The 18,093-nt window shown below is 38.3% G+C and carries 16 protein-coding genes; 14 read left to right on the top strand and 2 right to left on the bottom strand.

Annotated features, from left to right (window positions below):
• The first annotated feature begins 85 nt into the window (after positions 1 to 85).
• The 3 genes from ACFS6I_RS13370 (at position 86) to ACFS6I_RS13360 (ending at position 3,391) form a co-directional block, all read left to right on the top strand.
• Positions 86 to 2,500, top strand: coding sequence for a heavy metal translocating P-type ATPase (locus tag ACFS6I_RS13370; RefSeq protein ID WP_132841841.1), 2,415 nt, complete (start codon positions 86 to 88; stop codon positions 2,498 to 2,500).
• A gap of 43 nt (positions 2,501 to 2,543) precedes the next feature.
• Complete coding sequence (locus ACFS6I_RS13365; protein WP_346600331.1) at positions 2,544 to 2,924, top strand: hypothetical protein; 381 nt, start codon at positions 2,544 to 2,546, stop codon at positions 2,922 to 2,924.
• A gap of 221 nt (positions 2,925 to 3,145) precedes the next feature.
• Positions 3,146 to 3,391, top strand: a complete 246-nt coding sequence (locus ACFS6I_RS13360; RefSeq protein ID WP_380921301.1) for a heavy-metal-associated domain-containing protein — start codon at positions 3,146 to 3,148, stop codon at positions 3,389 to 3,391.
• A 148-nt stretch (positions 3,392 to 3,539) separates the two neighbouring features.
• On the opposite strand, the gene ACFS6I_RS13355 is transcribed toward ACFS6I_RS13360, so the two are convergent.
• Positions 3,540 to 3,806 carry a transposase gene (locus ACFS6I_RS13355; protein ID WP_380921299.1) on the bottom strand — a complete coding sequence of 89 codons (267 nt, stop codon included), beginning with the start codon at positions 3,804 to 3,806 and terminating at the stop codon, positions 3,540 to 3,542.
• Positions 3,807 to 4,030: 224 nt separating this feature from the next.
• Here ACFS6I_RS13355 and ACFS6I_RS13350 point away from each other — a divergent pair, with 224 nt between their 5' ends.
• The 11 genes from ACFS6I_RS13350 (at position 4,031) to ACFS6I_RS13300 (ending at position 17,214) form a co-directional block, all read left to right on the top strand.
• Positions 4,031 to 4,615, top strand: a complete 585-nt coding sequence (locus ACFS6I_RS13350) for a helix-turn-helix domain-containing protein (RefSeq protein WP_380921297.1) — start codon at positions 4,031 to 4,033, stop codon at positions 4,613 to 4,615.
• Positions 4,616 to 4,880: 265 nt separating this feature from the next.
• Positions 4,881 to 5,951 (top strand): efflux RND transporter periplasmic adaptor subunit, encoded by a 1,071-nt coding sequence (locus ACFS6I_RS13345; protein ID WP_380921295.1) that lies wholly within the window; start codon positions 4,881 to 4,883, stop codon positions 5,949 to 5,951.
• Between the two features lie 21 nt (positions 5,952 to 5,972).
• On the top strand, positions 5,973 to 9,074 hold the full coding sequence (locus ACFS6I_RS13340; protein WP_380921293.1) for an efflux RND transporter permease subunit: 3,102 nt from the start codon (positions 5,973 to 5,975) through the stop codon (positions 9,072 to 9,074).
• Positions 9,075 to 9,285: 211 nt separating this feature from the next.
• A complete protein-coding gene (locus ACFS6I_RS13335) occupies positions 9,286 to 10,635 on the top strand; it encodes a TolC family protein (protein ID WP_380921291.1) in 1,350 nt (449 codons plus the stop codon).
• A gap of 25 nt (positions 10,636 to 10,660) precedes the next feature.
• Positions 10,661 to 12,088 carry an MFS transporter gene (locus ACFS6I_RS13330; protein ID WP_380921289.1) on the top strand — a complete coding sequence of 476 codons (1,428 nt, stop codon included), beginning with the start codon at positions 10,661 to 10,663 and terminating at the stop codon, positions 12,086 to 12,088.
• Between the two features lie 13 nt (positions 12,089 to 12,101).
• Positions 12,102 to 13,172 (top strand): flavin reductase family protein, encoded by a 1,071-nt coding sequence (locus ACFS6I_RS13325; protein ID WP_380921287.1) that lies wholly within the window; start codon positions 12,102 to 12,104, stop codon positions 13,170 to 13,172.
• Positions 13,173 to 13,379: 207 nt separating this feature from the next.
• On the top strand, positions 13,380 to 13,607 hold the full coding sequence (locus ACFS6I_RS13320; protein ID WP_021191694.1) for a heavy-metal-associated domain-containing protein: 228 nt from the start codon (positions 13,380 to 13,382) through the stop codon (positions 13,605 to 13,607).
• Between the two features lie 101 nt (positions 13,608 to 13,708).
• The gene (locus ACFS6I_RS13315) at positions 13,709 to 14,566 is read left to right on the top strand and encodes a heavy metal-binding domain-containing protein (protein ID WP_380921285.1); all 858 of its coding nucleotides are present in this window, start codon (positions 13,709 to 13,711) and stop codon (positions 14,564 to 14,566) included.
• A 130-nt stretch (positions 14,567 to 14,696) separates the two neighbouring features.
• Positions 14,697 to 15,140: a DUF3347 domain-containing protein gene (locus ACFS6I_RS13310; RefSeq protein WP_021190746.1), complete on the top strand. Its 444-nt coding sequence runs from the start codon at positions 14,697 to 14,699 to the stop codon at positions 15,138 to 15,140.
• 143 nt (positions 15,141 to 15,283) lie between these two features.
• Positions 15,284 to 15,589 carry a hypothetical protein gene (locus ACFS6I_RS13305; protein ID WP_380921283.1) on the top strand — a complete coding sequence of 102 codons (306 nt, stop codon included), beginning with the start codon at positions 15,284 to 15,286 and terminating at the stop codon, positions 15,587 to 15,589.
• 281 nt (positions 15,590 to 15,870) lie between these two features.
• Entirely contained in the window at positions 15,871 to 17,214 is a 1,344-nt protein-coding gene (locus tag ACFS6I_RS13300; protein ID WP_380921281.1) for a GH1 family beta-glucosidase, read from the top strand.
• A 61-nt stretch (positions 17,215 to 17,275) separates the two neighbouring features.
• On the opposite strand, the gene ACFS6I_RS13295 is transcribed toward ACFS6I_RS13300, so the two are convergent.
• Positions 17,276 to 18,028: a DUF72 domain-containing protein gene (locus ACFS6I_RS13295; RefSeq protein WP_380921279.1), complete on the bottom strand. Its 753-nt coding sequence runs from the start codon at positions 18,026 to 18,028 to the stop codon at positions 17,276 to 17,278.
• Positions 18,029 to 18,093 lie beyond the last annotated feature (65 nt).

Genomic DNA, 18,093 nt, shown 5'->3' with positions numbered 1-18,093 from the left:
ATCTTACAACTCTTTTCCATTAAAGTGCAATACCCAAAACCTTAATTGTTCTCAACTTTGTATCATAAAATAAAAGATACAAAATATGGCAACGAATAATAGGCAACCAATATTCCTTCCTTTAGAAGATGTAGACAGCGAACATTGTGCTTTGATTGTAGATAAAGGATTAGCACAGGTTAAAGGTATTGAAAGCCACAAAGTAGAGCTAAACAATCGCCGTGCAACGATAACGGTCAATGATACCGATACCGTGACGGCGGCTGTTAAAGCCATCCAGGATTTAGGTTATGGCGTTACTACTGTAAAACAATCCTTTCCTGTCCTTAATATGACCTGTGCGTCTTGTGCCATCAGTGCAGAAAGCGGTGTTAAATATGCTGACGGCGTCGTCAATGCAGCTGTCAATTTTGCTACAGCAAGACTATCCGTAGAGTATCTTCCCAATATGACCAACCCATTAGCGCTCCAAAAAGCAGTGCAGTCCATCGGATTCGATTTACTCATTGAAGACGAAGCCAAAGAACAGGAGACGTTAGAGGCAATACATGAAAAGAAATTCCGTACACTAAAAAATAAAACCATTTGGGCGATCCTACTTTCACTTCCTGTAGTGACTATCGGTATGTTTTTTATGGATATGCCCTATGGCAATGAAATCATGTGGTTTTTTGCCACACCAGTTGTCCTATGGTTAGGTAAAGATTTTTATATCAATGCATGGAAACAAGCAAAACACCGTTCGGCCAATATGGACACCCTAGTAGCCTTAAGCACAGGTATAGCCTATATATTCAGTGTATTCAATATGATTGCACCCGATTTCTGGCATGCAAGAGGATTACACGCACACGTTTACTTTGAAGCTGCTGCCGTGGTTATCGCATTTATTCTCTTAGGAAAACTACTTGAAGAAAAAGCGAAAGGAAACACCTCGTCGGCTATAAAAAAACTGATGGGATTACAACCTAAAACAGTGATGGTAATACAATCTGACGGTACTGAGAAACAAACAGCAATTGAAGATGTAAATGCAGGAGATGTTATATTGGTAAAGCCGGGAGAAAAAATTGCTGTAGACGGTATCGTAAAATCAGGTAATTCTTATGTTGATGAAAGTATGTTGAGTGGAGAACCTGTTCCTGTGTTGAAAATCGAAAATGAGAAAGTATTTGCAGGAACCATCAATCAGAAGGGAAGTTTCCAATTTACCGCGGTCAAAGTTGGTAAGGAAACAATGCTTGCGCAAATCATAAGAATGGTTCAAGATGCACAAGGAAGCAAAGCTCCTGTACAAAAACTTGTCGATAAAATCGCAGGTATCTTCGTTCCCGTAGTTATTGGCATTGCGCTTATCACTTTTGTGTTATGGATTGTATTAGGTGGCGAAAGCGGTTTAGTACAGGGTCTTCTGGCTGCAGTAACAGTATTAGTGATTGCATGTCCATGTGCTTTGGGATTAGCTACACCTACCGCAATTATGGTCGGTGTTGGTAAGGGAGCAGAAAATGGAATTTTGATTAAAGATGCTGAAAGTCTTGAATTAGCAAAAAAAGTAAATGCGATTGTTTTGGATAAAACTGGAACCATCACGGAAGGAAAACCACAAGTTACCGGTATCAAATGGTTAAATGAGGATGAAACAGTAAAGCAGATTTTATTCAGTTTAGAAAAACAGTCTGAACACCCTTTAGCTGAAGCAGTCGTTAAACATATGGCAGGTACAGCTCCCGTTTCACTAAGCACATTTGAAAGTATAACAGGCAAAGGTGCAAAAGCAGGTTACAATAATGAAAATTATTGGGCAGGTAATAGAAAATTACTCCTGGAAAACAATATCAGTATTACAGATGAACTACAGCTGCAAGCTGATAAATGGAGTGAACAATCAAAAACAGTTATCTGGTTTGCAGACAGTCATCAAGCATTGGCCGTACTCGCAATCTCAGACAAGATAAAAGAAACATCTATTGAGGCCATTAAGCAATTGCAACGGATGGGCATCGAATTGTATATGCTTACAGGTGATAATGAAGCTACCGCAAAAGCCATTGCGCAGCAGACGGGCATAGCGAACTACAAGGCCGAAGTACTACCGCAACATAAAGCTGATTTTGTAAAAAAACTACAACAAGAAGGTAAAACAGTAGCAATGGTAGGCGATGGTATTAATGACAGTACCGCACTAGCTACGGCAGATGTCAGTATTGCCATGGGTAAGGGAAGTGATATAGCAATGGATGTCGCCAAAATGACTATTATTTCATCCGACTTGTCAAAAATCTCACAGGCTATACGTCTTTCGAAACAGACTGTAGCAACAATTAAGCAAAACCTGTTCTGGGCATTTATCTATAATCTTATCGGCATTCCCATTGCTGCAGGAATTCTTTTTCCGATCAATGGTTTCTTGCTCAATCCCATGTTTGCTGGAGCAGCAATGGCCCTAAGCAGTGTAAGTGTGGTAAGCAATAGCTTGCGGTTAAAATGGAAAAAATAACCCAATAAGAGCTAGAAGATGATAAACTATTAATCGTAACAATATGAAAATAAACAAATTTATAATAGCGATACTGACCTTGGCAATTGCATTTTTATCAGCTTGTGCCAGCGATAACACAAGTGCAAAAAAAGGACATGATCATCAAGATGGAGATACCCCCAATCATACGGAAGTTGCTCAGAATAATGGGGCAACAAAAAGAGTAAACAAGTACGAAAATGAACTCGGTCACGCACTTGATAAAAATGGTAATTTTATTACAGGTTGTCCATCACATAAGGAGATGATCGGTATAGAAGGAGACCAATGTCCGAAATGCGGCTATATGACCATGCTTCCTATTACATGGTCTTTGGAAGGGATCGATACGATAAGAGTAACTAATCTTCCCGACTACACACCTATTGCAAAAAAACAGTAACTATAATTTCGACTTTAAATAAAAAGCACAATATTTAAATCGGCGGTTCCATCATTAAGGGCCGCCTTTTCTATTGAACCACCTTCATCAATTACAGAGAACAGTCTCGACTTCGACACAATACACCATTCCATCAGTAAATATCGCAAATCAAATAGGAAAAAGTGTAATATAGGATTCAATAACTATCCGGTAATTTGCTATATCAAAATTAGTTAAAAATGAAAAAAATAGAATTGAGTATACCAGACATGCAGAGTGCTAATTGCCAAACAAGAGTGAACAGTGCTGTGCAAGGTATCGCAGGCATTACAATCGAAAAAATTGAAAGTGGCAAGTTGTTCATCAACTATGAAGATGACAATGAAAAAAAGGAGGTAATTGAAACGATTGAAAAAGCGGGCTATAAAGTCGCAGATAACATCACACAAGACTCAAGTTGTGCAACAGGTTGTTGTGGCAATTAAAAGATTTTAAATTTCAGGGATACCTTAAAATACAATAAAGTATCCCTGAAATTATGTTTAGATCATAGCTGATTAATAATAACACCCTGTTTATACCTACTTTATTGAACACTTTTTCCCGACAGATACTACTTATCGGATATTTCATTTAGAAATCCTCTTTTAATACATCTTTCAGTTTACGGTATTGCAAACTTAAATCAGCATACATCGTTTTCAACCTATAATTTTCGTCATGTAGATCTATAAACTCTTTCAAGATATCTGTCCCTAAGTCCTTATATTTTTTCTTCAGTTCAAAAATATTTGTCCCTGATACACCATATTTAGCAAACAGCTCCGTACCACTTTTTCCTGATTCATAATCTTTAAGCACATTTAAAATTTGATCTTCCGTATTTTGTCTATTTTTCATTTTTTTCACGTTTTTACTTCATACAAAAATCTGTATGATTGATCGTAAATTATTGCTGCTTTTACTTGTTTAGTTTGTAATTTTTTATGCTAATAAATTTGTCGATTATTTTCATGATTCTTAAAATTTCATAAAATAAACAAGAAATAACGTAATATTTTATTACTGATAAAAACGCAATTTTGATCACATAACACAATCAATATTAAACATTTATTTTATCCATGAAACTATTAATCAAAGGAATGGTGTGCGATAGGTGCATATACATTCTGTCAGAAGAATTACCAAAGCTTGGCTTGGAGATTTCCGACATACGCTTAGGTGAAGTAATTCTAAAAGTAAGGGATAAAATCCTTGAAGAGCAAGTTATCAAAACCATGTTGCAGAAGTATGGTTTTGATTTACTATATAACAAAGATCAGAGACTCATCTCGCAGATTAAAAGCGCTGTAGAAAAAGGCATTCAAAAACAATTAGACACTGGCGAACGCATTAAATTCTCAACACTTATCCGCGACGAATTACGTAAAGATTATGATTCATTAAGTGCACTATTCTCATCCTCAGAAGGATTGACACTTGAAAAATTCATTATCTCAAGGAAGATAGAGAAAGTAAAAGAACTGTTATTTTATACACAACTCTCCTTATCTGAAATTGCCTATAGTCTAGGGTACAGTAGTCCTGCACACCTGTCAAACCAGTTGAAGAAATACACAGGTTTTACATCTTCCCATTATAAAAGAATGAAACGCAATAAACTAGCAATTATAGAAGAGCAATCAAAAAATAAAAACCAAGTTTAGAAAACTGCTAAAGAAAATTAGCGTTAATAGACCGCATTAATTAATTCAAATATTTATTCGAACTCCTGTTTATATACATGAACAGGAGTTCCTATTTTTTGCCAAGATGTTAAGCGATTCCACTCACGCCATTCAGCAAAAAACGATCTAAAACATCAAAATAAATATCATAACTCTTATCTGTAATTCTGTAAAAGTACGGTCGCATTTGTATCTAATTTTGGCAATGAAATTTAATCGATTGTTAAAAATAAAACATCAAAACATGTTATACAAATACACAATACAAAGATTAGGAATTTTAATTCCCATACTCAGCATCTTACTTATTTCTTGTGAAAATAAACAAGAAAAAACGTCAGAAAAAGCACCAACACCGTCCGCAGATGCCAGTAAATTACCCGTAGATATCATCATCGCACAGGAAGAGCAACTCGATCAAAAAGAAGCCGTCGTCGGCACCATGATGCCTTATCGAGAAGTTTCCATAGTTGGCGAGCTCCCTCAGAAGATTACTCAGGTATCTTTTAAAGATGGTAGTTATATCAGTCAAGGAACCGTACTTTACAAACTCAATGATGCCGATATCAGATCCCGTTTGAAACAAGTAGGTGCCGAATTGAATCTCGCTAAATTGAATAAAGAAAGACTTGGCAATCTATTAAAAACCGAAACCGTAAAACCGCAAGAATATGATGAGGCCGTTATGCGATTCGAATCTTTAAATGCACAAGAACAGCTGCTTCGAGTAGATTTAGAAAAGACCATAATCCGGGCGCCATTCTCCGGGAAAATTGGTATTTCAAAAGTACATCTCGGAGCCTATGTATCTCCCGGAGAGGCACTCGTGACCTTACAGGATCAAAGCGCTATTAAGATCAACTTCTCTGTCCCAGAAAAATACTTACCATTGATAAAGACAGGAAGCAAAATTAAGTTTACATCCGAATTATCCGATACCGAATATTTCGCTACAATAGCAGCTACAGAACCAGGTCTTGAAGCACAAAGCAGAAGCTTACAGGTACAAGCAATAACAAATAATGCTGACGGACAATTCCGGGCAGGTCTATCGGCTAAAGTGTACTTCCAAGTAAATAATCAAGGTGCAAAAGGAATAACAGTTCCAACTGAGGCTTTATCACCAGGTGAAAAAGGCTATGCTGTTTTTGTGATCAAAAATGGGGTTGCAAAACCGATGGCAGTCACCGTAAGTAACAGAACAGAAAAGGACGCAATCATAACGTCTGGTATCATGCCAAACGACAGCATCATTGTTTCCAATATGCTGCGCTTAGGAGACGGTACCCCTGTAAAAGCTGTCCTGTCAAATTAATTAATTTCAAATCTTAGCTTCATGAGTATATCAGATTTAAGTATAAAAAAACCCGTCTTGGCCGGGGTATTTTCTCTCCTTATCGTCATATTAGGAATAATAGGATGGAAACAATTAGGTATCCGCGAATTCCCGTTAACAGAACCACCCGTCATTACGGTCATTACCTTCTATCCTGGTGCAAGTCCAGATGTAATTGCATCTAAACTGACCAGACCGATGGAAGAATCCATTGCCGAATCAAGTGGGATACGGACCATATCATCCGAATCGCGAGAACAGGTAAGTGTTATTTCAATCGAATTTAATCGGGAAATTGACATTGAGGATGCGCTGAACGATGTTAGAGACAAAGTCTCCAAATCTCGTAAACAGCTCCCGAGCGATGTCGATCCACCAATCGTACAAAAGGCATCATCACCAGACAATCTGGTGGCATTCCTGGAAGTGGAAAGCGACACCAAAAATATAAAAGAAGTAAGTCACCTTGCTTCTACGACTATCAAAGATAGAATGCAGTCTATCCCTGGTATTAATAATGTAGCCATAGTAGGCGAGCATAAGTATGCTATGCGATTGCGCTTTGAACCAGCAAAACTTGCGGCATATCAACTTACTCCTGCCGATATAAGACAAGCATTACTCCGCGAGAATATTGACTTGCCGGCAGGTCGAATCGAAGGAAACAACAGTGAGCTAAGCATCCGGACGATGGGACGCCTAACTTCTGTAAAAGATTTTGAAGAAATGCTCATTAAGCAAGTTGACAATACCATCATCAGATTAAAAGATATTGGATCAGCCGAATTAGGAGAAGAGAATGAACGTACTGCCATCATCAACGAAACAGGAAATCTGAACCGTATCGGTGTCGGTGTTGCTATTCAGATACAACGTGGAGCAAATGCCATAGAAGTCGTCGATGAGTTTTACAGAAGGTTAGATCAATTAAGAAAAGAAGTTCCTTCAGAATATCGTTTGATCGTAGGGTTTGACTATACGCGCTCCGTACGCGAATCTATTAAAGAGGTCGAAGAAACGTTATTCATAGCATTCGGACTCGTGGTTTTGATTATCTTTCTATTCCTGAGAGACTGGAGATCTACTATTATTCCCGTTCTTGCCATTCCGGTATCCATTCTTTCCGGATTTTTCATTATGTATATTGCCGGTTTCACGATCAATATCTTGACACTTCTTGGATTGGTACTTGCCATTGGACTGGTCGTAGATGATGCGATTGTCGTGTTAGAAAATATCTATAAAAAAATTGAAGAGGGTATGTCCCCTATTCAGGCGGCATTTAAAGGTACAAGAGAGATTTATTTCGCCGTTATTTCCACGACAATTACGTTAGCAGCCGTATTTTTACCCATTATTTTTATGGGTGGTATCAGTGGACAACTTTTCAAAGAATTTGCCATTGTCGTATCAGGATCAGTATTGGTCTCAGCATTTGTAGCACTTACACTGACCCCTATGCTAAGTGCATACTTTTTGAAGAAAAAAGAAAAACCGAGTTGGTTCTATCGTTTCACCGAACCCTTTTTCGTTAGTCTAAACAATGGCTACGCCTATTTACTGATTGCATTTATGCGCGTTCGATGGTTAGCTTGGGTCTTCTTAGCAGGCACTACCCTGCTTATTTATGCTATAGGTAAGCAACTTCCTTCAGAACTAGCACCAGTAGAAGACCGTTCTAACATGAACCTCATCGCTATAGCTCCTGAAGGTGTCTCTTTTGATTATATGAAAAAGCATATGACCGAAGTTGGAAAGTATGTAAATGACTCGACCGACGGATTGTACCAAACCTACTCCATGGTCGCTATTTCATTCATTCCGGCCCCAGCACCGGTCAACGTAGCCGTGCAGAGTATCTATCTTAAAGATCCAAAGGAAAGAAAATCCAGCATTCAGGATCTATATAACCAATATGGAGCAGCTGCGGGTAAATTTAGAGGCTTTCTGCTCTTCCCTTATTTACCTCCAACAATCGGAACCCGTTATGGTGGTGGTATGCCTATTCAATATGTTCTTCAGGCTCCGAACTTAGATAGTCTGACGACTGTGCTTCCAAAATTCCTGGCTGCTGCACGCCAAAGTAAAAAACTGCTATTCATTGACGCTGATCTTAAGATCAACAAACCTGAGGTGAAAGTAAATATCGATCGTGCAAAAGCTTCTATGATGGGCGTGTCCATCGAAGAAATAGCCCAGACCTTACAGCTCTCGTTCTCAGGACAGCGTTACGGATATTTCTTACGCAACGACCGCCAGTACGAAGTGATCGGACAATTAGACCGCCAGTACAGAAATGATAAAAGCGATCTGAATACGATTTATGTCCGTTCAACTTCAGGACAGATGATTCCACTTAATAACCTGATAACAATGGAAGAAGCCGTTAGTCCAGCGGCCATTTATCGCTATGATCAGTATACATCAGCAACTGTATCTGCAGCAACAGCGCCAGGAGTAAGTCTCGCAGAAGGTATACAGGAAATCGAAAAAATAAAAAAAGAAGTACTGGGCGAAACATTCAAAAGTTCACTTGCCGGTCAGTCCAGAGATTATACCGAAAGTCAAGGCAATATCACCTTTACTCTCATCCTGGCACTCGTACTTATTTATATGATTCTGGCAGCACAATTTGGAAGCATGCGCGATCCACTTACCATTATGCTTACCGTACCCATGGCAATTGCTGGAGCAGTGCTTAGTCTTTACTGGTATGAGCAGAGTTTAAATGTATTCAGCCAGATCGGGATTATTACATTAGTAGGACTGATTACTAAGAACGGAATTCTGATCGTTGAATTTGCCAACCACCTCAAGGAAACAGGCCTTTCGAAATACGATGCCGCAATTCAAGCTGCAGAGCAGCGTTTTAGACCGATCCTCATGACGTCTCTTGCCATGATATTTGGTGCATTGCCCATTGCACTGACAGCCAATAGCCGCCAGTCATTAGGAATCGTGATTGCCGGAGGACTTGTCTTTTCAGGTATCCTCACCCTATTTATTATTCCGGCAGTTTACTCGTATTTATCAAGTAAGAAAACTTCAAAAGCTGTTGTTGAGGAACCAACTGAACAGCGCGCTATCGAAATACAACATTAAGTTAAACTGAAACAGATCATGAGCATACCCACACAAAAAAACGATGAAGCGATCGAAATATCTTGAATAGGGTTACAAATAAATCTAAAAGGGAAAAAATATGCTCATGATGGTTTCATTTCCTCCGCAATAAGCAGCGATTTGCTTAGCAAAAAATAAAGGAAAAGCATGTATACCGTAACAAGTGAACATCACCACAAATTATAATTCAATGAAAACAAATATCCTATACATCGTTACCCTACTGCTACTCATTGGTAGCAGTAAACCATTGTATGCCCAGAAAAAAATGCTGGCACTCAAAGATGCTTTGGAAATGGCAAAACAGGGAAATAAAGCAATACAGGTGCAAATACTGGAAGAAATCCATGCACGAGAAATAACCAATGAAGTCAAAGGTGGATTACTTCCGAGTATATCGGCTAATGCTGCCTACTCGCGTTATTTTGAAAGACCGATCATCTTTCTTCCTGGTTCATTTGCCGGCACGGACAAACCTGTTCAAGATGTAGCTTTCGGCGGGAAAAACACTTACGATGTTTTTGTAACACTGCACCAATCCATTCTTGCACCTGGCATACAGCGACAGAAAAAAGTATCAAAGATTAATGAATCGATTCAAAATGAAAAAACAGCTGACCTCAAAAGCCAGATTGCCCTTTTGGTCTCTACACGTTATCTTGATCTGTTGATGATGAACAGTCAGCTTGATCTACTAGAACAAAGTCTTCAGAGAAATAAAAAAGCACTGCAAGATTCCCGTTCATTATTGGCCCAAGGCAGAGGTTTAAAATCAGATACATTAAGAAGTTTCGTTGCTGTCGCAAATTTGGAATCATCCGTTTCTTACTTAAAAAACAATGTAACGGTAGCAGGCATTGAACTCAAAAGACTGATCGGACTAGAAGATCCTGCAGAAATTGAGCTATCTGACAATCTAGAACTGAACATCGAAACAAGTCAGCATGAGTTTCATCAAGTTGATGCCGCATTGGCTATTGCCGAAAAAAACAGAAAAGATCTCAGTATTCAAGAACTTACCATAGCACTGCAACAGAAAAATATGAAGGTGATCCAAGCAGAGCTATTGCCACAGCTTTCTCTAATCGGTCAGTATCAGCTGCAGGCACAAGCGGATAATTTTAAGTTTGGTCAATATGCATTACCCAGAACATCCTTCTTAGGGCTCCAGCTTACAGTACCTGTTTTCAATGGCAACCGTACCAAGTCCAAAATCAACCAGTCCAAAATCAAAATGAGACAGGAAGAAATACGATTAAACGATTTAAAAGATGAAGTTAAAACCGAGCTTGCAACGTTGATCAGTCAGTGGAAGGAAGCAGTTAACCAATTAAACATCCAAGAAAAAACGGTGCAGTCTGCCACATTAAACCATCAGATGGTAGATGACCGTTTCAAAAACAGTCTGGGGTCAAGACTTGAGTTGACAGATGCGGAACTGGCATTGACACAAGCAAAGATCAACAACCTCAATGCGATATATAAGATACAGGTTCTACATGTAAAATTAAAACATGCTATCGGGCAGCTAAGCCTATAATTACTTACCATTAATTAAATAAAAAATGAATAAAAATAAAACAGGTACCGTAAATCCAACTGCTCCGTACAGTAAACGCTGGGCAGCATTATTTTTACTATGTACCGCACAATTTATTGTGATCATGGACACTTCTATTATTGGCGTGGCATTACCGGCAATAAAAGCCGATCTTGGCTACTCACAAAGTGGCTTACAATGGATTTTTAATGCCTATGTAATTCTATTTGGAGGTTTCTTATTGCTAGGAGGACGTTTATCCGATCTCTTTGGCGCACGTAAGATTTTCATGTGGGGTTTTGCCATTCTCTCAGGAGCGTCACTTTTAGCAGGTGTGGCCTGGTCAGAGGCCGCCCTCAATACCGGAAGAGCTTTACAGGGCTTAGGATCTGCACTTATAGCCCCTGCAGCACTTACTTTAGTACTGTCCAAATTTACCGATCCCAAAGAACTTAATAAAGCATTAGGTTTCTGGGGGGCTTCTGCTGCTGCAGGTGGTTCAGCCGGTGTATTCCTTGGTGGAGCCATAACCGAATGGCTCTCGTGGCATTGGTTATTCTTAATTAATATTCCAGTAGGACTTGCTGTATTATTCTTCAGTCAAAAACTACTGTTCAAAGGAACTACCCGTAAAGGAAAAGTAGATATCGTCGGTGCAATTTTAGCAACGGTAGCCCTTATTGTAATGGTATATGCTATTATATCTGCAGAAAATGCCGGTTGGATATCAGTCCAAACCAGTGGATTACTGGGCTTATCATTGTTGCTGTTCATTATATTCATTATCATACAGAAACAGAAAAGGGAGCCTTTAATTCCCCTTGCTATTTTTAAAGTCCCTAATCTTTTATCAGGTAACGTGGTGATGGCATTATTAGCGGCAGCATGGATACCCTTATGGTTTTTTCTCAATCTTTACCTGCAGCAAACCCTGCATTACACAGCTTTCAATAGTGGACTTGCTCTTTTACCGATGACAATTGCGATCATGTTTCTGATGGTTGGTCTTACAGGTAAATTAGTCGCTGGATTTGGCTTCAAAGCAAATATGGTAGCAGGTCTGCTTGCCTTAGCAGGTTCACTCCTTCTTTTTAGCACAATCCCTTCTGATGGTACATTTATAATCAATGTATTGCCAGCATCTTTATTAGGCGCTTTAGGTATGTCACTAACGTATATACCTGGCACTATCGCTTCGATGTCGGGTGCCAAACCTGAAGAAACCGGCCTTGCTTCCGGTCTGGTAAATACCAGCTATCAAATCGGTTCAGCTCTAGGACTGGCTATAATAGTTGCCATTTCCGCGGCAAAAACCAATGCTATAAAAGCAACAGGAGCCACAGAAGCTACCGCTTTGAACACAGGTTTTCAAACCGGTTTTTTTGCAGCTTCCATCATATGTCTCATTGCAGCAGTCATGGCTGTAATTTTCATTAAGACACTTAAAAAGTAAACGTTAAAACCATATGAAAAAATATAAATGGACCACGCATCAGGTTATACAGGAGACCAAAGATGCTGTAACCATATTTTTCAGTACTGACCAGGATACGATTGAATATCAGCCTGGTCAGTATCTTAATATTTCCTGTATTGTTAACGGAGAACCCTTAAAGAGATCCTATTCCTTTAGCTCCGCACCTGCCGATAAATTCCCGTCCATTACAGTTAAACGAGTTGCTGGGGGAAAAATGAGCAATTATCTAGTGGACAATGCAAAAAATATTAGCGAGTGGGATATCGATGCACCTATAGGCAACTTTATCTTGAAGAAACATATTATCCCTGATTCAGAACTTGTTTTTCTTGCAGGTGGAAGTGGAATATCACCCTTATTCTCTATGCTAAAAAGTCTTATTAAAACCACTTATCCCCCTTTGTTGCTATATTCCACCAGCAGCCCGGAGGACACCATATTCAAATTCCAACTGGAAGAAATGGAAAAGAACAAGCAGTTGCGTATTTTTCATTCATTTACGCGTCTTAATAAAGAGATTAAAGGCATTAACAGTATCTCCGGTCGATTTTCTCAACCGATCATTAAAAGCTTGATTGGACAGTATATAAAGCAAAAAAATAAAGCTCATTACTTCATATGTGGTCCAGTAGAACTGATGCAGTTGTATCGTGAGACACTGCGCGCTTTACAGATACCCGAATCAAATATCCATACCGAATATTTTGATCCGGTCATAACCGATAATATCATCGTTATTGAGAACGAAGAACACAAAGAAATACTGGTCAGCTACTTTGAGACTCATTACAGAGACAATGAAGAACAGACCTACGAGTGTACTTCTCTCATTGATGTGCAACCAGGGCAATCCCTTTTAGAAGCCATTAGTGCCCATGCCATTCACGTGCCCAGTTCATGTAAAAAAGGCACCTGCGGTTCATGTTGGGCAATCCAAGAAAATGGTCAGATCAAAATGGTAAACAATTATGCCCTCTCGGATGAAGAAGTCACTGAAGGTAAAATTCTACTTTGCCAAAGCTATCCTTTAGATCAGTCTGTTTCCATTGTCATCGCATAATAGTATGACGCCTTCTCAACACTATCCGGGATACTATTGAGAGCAAGATTACACATGACACGATAATAAAAACAGCATGATCAATAGCATGACTATAATCAGTAAATATTACAAATCAAATAGCAAATAACGTAAAGTGCCACCGTATTTTTTTACTGAAATTTGTATTATAAACAAACGCTAAAAAATAAAATAAAATAAAATAAAATGGAAAGCAATAATCAAAATTTTCAATTCAAGACCAATATTAACTGCAGTGGCTGTGTAACCAAAGTAACTCCTTTTCTAACTGATAAAACGGGTATTAACCATTGGGAAGTAGACGTAGCCAGTAGAGATAAAGTACTTACAGTTAAGACAGATGGGATATCGGAACAGGAAGTTATCGAGATCGTAGAGAAATCAGGTTTTAAAATCGAACCTTTAAAATCTTAAAAAAGAATTAAACAGATTCTTTAAACACTAAGAATTTTGGGTTAAGTAATTGCGGAAGCATATCGAAATTCCGCAATTACACCCAAAGCAAATCTTCAGATATGGAAAACCACCGCCATGCACCTCAGATGAGCATATACACCTGTCCTATGCCCCCCGAAGTAAACGGGACTCAAGGCAACAGCTGTTCGACATGTGGAATGGATCTGAGATCTGTTCAACAGGAAAATCCAGATCAATATCAGGTACAATTAGCAACTTTACCACAGATTATTGAAGCAGGACATCCCGTTAGACTACTATTTGCAATCAAAAAAAAACAAAAACAAGTAGCATTGGACATTTCTGATGAAATGAACATTCATGTCATGGTCATTAGTGAAGATCTTAATTGGTTCAGACACATCCATCCAGTGCTGCAGCAAGACGGTAGCTATGCTATAACACAGACTTTTCATAACGGTGGAAAATACCATTTGTTCACCTATTTTAAACCTCTTGGCAAAGAACATGTCTTAAACATGTTAGAAATCGAAGTGAAAGGGTACTATATGACTTCTCGTGAGGTCACTTCAAAAAAACAGATATGTTACATAGATGACTATACAATTATCCTTGAAAATACCGATAATTTTAAAACCGGCAACATACAACGTATAAAGATAGCCATCGAAAAATGCGAAAAGAAACTGCATAACAGTAGTTTGGAACAGTATTTGGGAACATCAGCTCATATATTAATGATCAATAAGACGGATAAAGAGTTTTTACAGATCCGGCCCATACCACATGTACAATACCCGATATACGCAGAAACAAACATTACAAAGGCTGGTAAATACAAGATGTGGGTGCAGTTTAAAATACATGGAAAAGTCCATACAGCAGACTTTAATATTGACATAAGATCAATAAAGGAAAGCGAAAAGGAAGTACAGCTTCGTCAGCATCAGGTATAGCAAAATGTAAAGCCGAGTGCATTTGAAAGACACAGAATACAGAACCTCTGCTTTAGAAATCAAGAAAATAACGAAGCAGTTCAAAAGTAAAATTTTAAAACTATCTTTAAATGATTAACGGAAAATAGATATGAAAAAGAACTTATTGATATTGGCAATTTCACTATTTGGACATGTGGCACTTGCCCAAAATACAGAAACACTATTAAGTAAATATTATGGTGTAAAAAATGCATTGGTAAGCAGTGATGAGAAAAAGGCTTCCGAATCCATTCAAGCACTTCAGAAAGTGGTAAAAGCAGAAAGCGCTTTCAAACTGAAAGATAACTTGACCCTTGAAGTAGATAAATTAGCAAAAGCAGGCAATCTTGAAAAACAGCGTGCATCATTCAATGAAGTTTCAACGATCATGTGGCAAATCGTAAAAAGCAGTGATAAGGTCAGCCAACCAGTGTATTATCAATATTGCCCGATGAAAAAAGGCTATTGGTTAAGCAATGAAACTGCGATTAAAAATCCTTACTATGGATCTGCGATGCTTACCTGTGGTAAAGTTACTGAAACCAAGAAGTAACCCGTGAAAAGCTGATCATTCGATTCAAATAAAAACTCCGAACCAACAATATCCAATTGTTCGTTCGGAGTTTTTTTATTTCCATAGCATCAAATTCATTATCTTCGAATACATAAACCAGTATTCATTCATAAAGATACCCCATGATAGCTATAAAAGTGACTTATACCATCAAAGAAGACTATGTTGATGCGAACAAAGAAAACATTCAGATTTTTCTTGATGCCTTTAAAGAATTGGACAATCATCAATTTGTATATACGATATTCCAGGTTAATGGCAGCAACACCTTTATCCATATGTCACAATATAAAAATGAGGCCATTCAAAAAGAATTATTAAATATGCCCGCTTTCTTAGAATTCCAAAAACAACGCGATCTCCATCTGCTCTCTGAACCAACTATTGAATCCTTAACACAGATCGGTATATCAAAAAATATATGGTGATGAAATAGTTTAAAAAGCAAGAGCCCTGACAATACTCAAAAACTTCATAATCAATTCATACACAGTTAACATATGCTTTGTAAATTTATATAAGCAAATTAATGTAAACAGTGGTTTAAAACATTTGAATTATGAAAACGATCACACATTTCTTCCAAAGGGTATTATTTCGTATCTTTCTAGTGCAGTTTAGTTCATTCTATTCTCCTCTTAGATTTCACAAATATTAAAACAACTTAAATAAGTGATATTTGCACCACTTGAGAAAATAAATTCCGTAAATGATTTTAACTAAAGATTCCTTTGGCGAAGATTTTATTTGGGGAGTTTCTACAGCCGCCTACCAAATTGAAGGAGCTCATGATATACATGGAAAAGGCCTTTCTATTTGGGATACATTTGTAAAAAAAAAGAATAAGATCTTTAAAAACCAGCACGGAGATATTGCTTGCGATTTCTATAATCGCTACATAGCAGATCTCCATTTGATGCACAGCTTAAATATTAGGAACTACAGGTTTTCCATTGCCTGGAGCCGTATTCTACCGCAAGGTACAGGAGAAGCCAATCCATCAGGCATTGACTTCTATAATAAACTCATTGATCTTTCTTTAGAATTAGGGATTACACCTTGGATAACACTCTATCACTGGGATCTGCCGCATGCCCTGGAACAAAGAGGCGGATGGATCAACAGGGAAGTCACAGACTGGTTTGCTGATTATGTAGCACTCTGTGTCAAACACTTTGGCGATCGGGTAAAAAACTGGATGGTTTTAAATGAACCTGCGGTATTTAGCGCTGCAGGATATTTCTTTGGCGTACATGCACCTGGAAAAAAAGGAATCGATTACTTTTTAGCAGCTGCACATCATGCATCACTAGCACAGGCCAAGGGCGCAAGAATTATTAAATCAATACAACCAGACAGTACCGTTGGAACCACTTTCTCCTGTTCGCATATTGAACCGTTCACCGGAAGAGAAAAAGATATTTTAGCGGCTAAAAAAGCAGATGTATTACTCAATAGATTTTTCATAGAACCCCTGCTAGGTATGGGCTATCCTACAGATGAGATCAAAATTCTAAGAAGAATTGAAAAATATATCAAGCATAATGATGAAAACGAGCTAAAGTTTGACATGGATTTTATCGGAGTACAAAATTATACCCGCGAAATCATCCGTCATTCCTTATTCGTCCCTTACCTACGTGCAAAAATTGTAAGTGCAAAATCGCGAAAAGTCGAACTCACGGCCATGAATTGGGAAGTATTTCCTGAGTCGATATACCATGTTTTGAAAAAATTCAGCGCCTATCCCAACATACCGCCACTGATTGTCACTGAAAATGGAGCCGCTTTTCCTGATGAGGTCGTTAACAATCAGGTCGATGACCCCAAGAGAGTGCAGTATTTACAGTCGACCATTGCCCAAGTACTTAGAGCCAAACAAGAAGGAGTTCAGGTCAATGGGTATTTTGCATGGACTTTTCTCGACAACTTTGAGTGGGCAGAAGGTTATCATCCCAGATTTGGTTTAGTATATGTTGATTTTGAAACGCAACAACGCATCGTTAAATCTTCGGGACATTGGTATGCTGATCTTCTGAAGCAGAAGATATAGGTTCAAGCTATTTGACATTAGCTAAGTGGTATTGATTATAAAATCGATACCACTTACTATATTAATACGTATCATTCACATATTCCGACAGTAACTTCAAGTTCTGAATTGCGTCGCCCATCGTATTGTTAAAGTAAGTAAAAACCTCTTTCCCTTCAGCTAACCATTCCCGAATATATGAACTATATTCCTGTAGAAAATCATCTTCATAACTGCCCCGGTAATTACCATTGGGACCATGAAATCGCAGATAAATAAAATCTGTTTCACTATAGGACAATTGCATACCATTACTATTCTTGTCATGCAGCACCAGACTGGCTCCGTACGAATTTAACAGGCTAAATGTATCTTCACAATGCCAAGATGGATGCCGAAACTCGACGCATACCCGCCATCCCTTTATATGCTCATCATTAACAACAGTCTCTAGCAAAAGATTGACATGCACAGCGGCATTAAACGTAACAGAGGGAGGAAACTGAATCAGTAAACAACCTTTCTTCTCGCCTGCTTCGGCAATCACCTTCAAAAAATGAGTAACATCATTCGCGTCAAAGATCAAACCTTTTGCGTGAGTGATTCCCTTCCATAATTTAAAGGTGAAACGAAACCTATCCGGTACTTCATCTGCCCATCGTTTCACAGTTTCTCCACGTGGTATTTTATAGAATGAACTGTTTACCTCCAATGAATTGAATAATAAAGCATAGACCGCAAGCCTGCTTTTCTCCTGAAGATTTTCGGGATAAAAACTTTTATTTTTATAAGGCAGTAAAATACCGCTCGTACCAGAAAAATACAAAGACTCCATAACCATACAACAAGCACCGCGGAGAGAAGTTATTTTTAATCCTAAATATTAAGATTACATTAGGA

It is taken from the genome of Sphingobacterium anhuiense, from assembly GCF_042686355.1.
Lineage (GTDB): Bacteria > Bacteroidota > Bacteroidia > Sphingobacteriales > Sphingobacteriaceae > Sphingobacterium > Sphingobacterium anhuiense.
This window is presented reverse-complemented; position numbering and strand designations above follow the sequence as displayed.